The organism is Rhizobacter sp. P1_G5, assembly GCF_056405435.1.
Genome location: NZ_JBFUCB010000860.1, coordinates 1 through 1,973, shown reverse-complemented (window position 1 = coordinate 1,973; position 1,973 = coordinate 1). Strand labels below are relative to the sequence as shown.

At 72.1% G+C, this 1,973-nt stretch carries 3 protein-coding genes; all 3 read left to right on the top strand.

Annotated features, from left to right (window positions below):
* Positions 1-315: GNAT family N-acetyltransferase (locus AC1D12_RS32010; protein ID WP_477845193.1), on the top strand; the 315-nt coding region annotated here is incomplete at its 5' end.
* On the top strand, positions 302-1,132 hold the full coding sequence (locus AC1D12_RS32005) for a uracil-DNA glycosylase (protein ID WP_477826561.1): 831 nt from the start codon (positions 302-304) through the stop codon (positions 1,130-1,132). The genes AC1D12_RS32010 and AC1D12_RS32005, both read left to right, overlap by 14 nt.
* Before the next feature lie 5 nt (positions 1,133-1,137).
* A partial coding sequence (locus tag AC1D12_RS32000) for a PAS domain-containing protein (protein ID WP_477845192.1) occupies positions 1,138-1,973 on the top strand: 836 nt, incomplete at its 3' end.

Genomic DNA, 1,973 nt, shown 5'->3' with positions numbered 1-1,973 from the left:
TTCATCGCGATGCCCGGCGTGGACGAGATGCACCTGCTGAACCTGACCGTCGCGCCGGCCTTCCAGCGCCAGGGCCACGCCCGCTTCCTGCTCGACGAGCTGGTCGCCGTGTGCCGCGAGCGCCGCGCCGGCCAGCTGTGGCTGGAGGTGCGGCAGAGCAACGAGCGCGCCCGCGCGCTGTACCTGCGCTACGGCTTCCAGTCGATCGGCACGCGCCGCGGCTACTACCCGGCGTCGCGCGCCACGCACCCGAGCGGGCGCGAGGATGCGGCGGTGATGAGCCTGCAGGTGGGAGGTGTCGATGCGCTGGAGTGAACGCCAGGTCGCGATGCTGCAGGAGATGGGCATCCGCGTGTGGGATGCGCCGGCGCAGGGCGACGAGGTGGCGCTGGCCGAGCCCGCGCCGGCCACGGCAGCCGCACCGTCGCCCGCTGTCGCACCCAACACCGCACCCAACATCGCACCCAACACCGCACGCAACACCGCCCCCGACGTCGAGCCCGCCACCGCCCCGCTGCGCGGCCCGCGCCCGAGCGGCGTCGCGACGATGGACTGGCCCGCGCTGCGCGACGCGGTCGCCGGTTGCACCGCCTGCAAGCTGTGCAGCGGCCGCACGCAGACGGTGTTCGGCGTCGGCAACCCGCAGGCCCACTGGATGGTCGTCGGCGAAGCCCCCGGCGAGCAGGAGGACCGGCAGGGCGAGCCCTTCGTCGGCAAGTCGGGCCAGCTGCTCGACAGCATGCTGCGCGCGCTCGGCCTGACGCGCGGCGAGGCCGAACCGGCGCGCCAGGTCTTCATCGCCAACACGCTGAAATGCCGCCCTCCCGGCAACCGCAACCCCGAGCCCGACGAACTGGCCCAGTGCGAGCCGTTCCTGATCCGCCAGATCGAGCTCGTGAAGCCGCGCATGATCCTCGCGATGGGCCGCTTCGCGGTGCAGAGCCTGCTGCGCAGCAGCGAGCCGGTCGGCCGGCTGCGCGGCAAGGTGCACCGGTACCAGGGCGTACCGCTGGTCGTCACCTACCACCCGGCCTACCTGCTGCGCAACCCGGAGGACAAGGCGCGCGCCTGGGACGACCTGTGCCTCGCGCTGGAGCAGATGAAGCCGATGGATCCGACCCCGGACGCCTGACGCCGATGGACGCCACCTCGCCCGCCTGGCCCGACACCGAGGACCTGCCGTGCATGGTGCTGCGGCTGACGCCCGAGTGCCGGGTGCTGCAGGGCAACCGCGCCTTCGTCGAGTTCAGCGGCGCCGGCTCGGTGCTCGATGCCGGGCTGCTGTGGCAGTCGCTGCTCGGCGCCGAGTCGCGCGCGACGCTCGCCACGCGGCTGATCGCGCGCGAGGACTTCGCGCTGAACCTGCGCATGCAGTGCGCGCCGCAATCGGCCGGCGGCCCCTGCTGGCTCGACCTGGAAGCACGCTGGCTGCCGGGACCCGGCCACTACCTGTGCGTGCTGCACGACGTGACCGACAGCCACCGCGCCGAGTTGTCGGCGCGCGCCCGGGCCGACCAGTTCCAGCTGCTGGCCGACAACGTGCCGGTGCTGATCGCCTACTACCAGGCCAGCACGCTGCGCTGCCTGTTCGCGAACAAGCAATATGCGCAGACCTTCGGCTGGGACGAGCAGTCGATCGTCGGCCACACCGTCGCCGAGATCATCGGCGAGCCGGCCGCGCGGCTGATCCAGCCGCAGGTCGACCAGGTGCTGCGCGAGCGGCGCAGCGCGTCCTACGAGCGCGAGCTGATCGGCGCCGACGGCCAGCGCCGCTGGATCGAGGTGAACCTGGTGCCGCACGTGGTCAACGACGGCGATGCGACCGCCACCTTCGTGCTGATCTCCGACATCACGAAGCACCGCCTCGCCGAGCAGTCGGTGCGCGAATCGGAAGAGCGCCTCGCGAAGTTCATGCAGGCGAGCGCCGAGGGCATCGTGTTCCACAAGGATGGCGTGATCACCGACGCCAACCC

Coding starts and splice junctions, on each gene's coding strand:
- AC1D12_RS32005 (WP_477826561.1), top strand. CDS start 302: ATGCGCTGGAGTGAACGCCAGGTCGCGATGCTGCAGGAGATGGGCATC.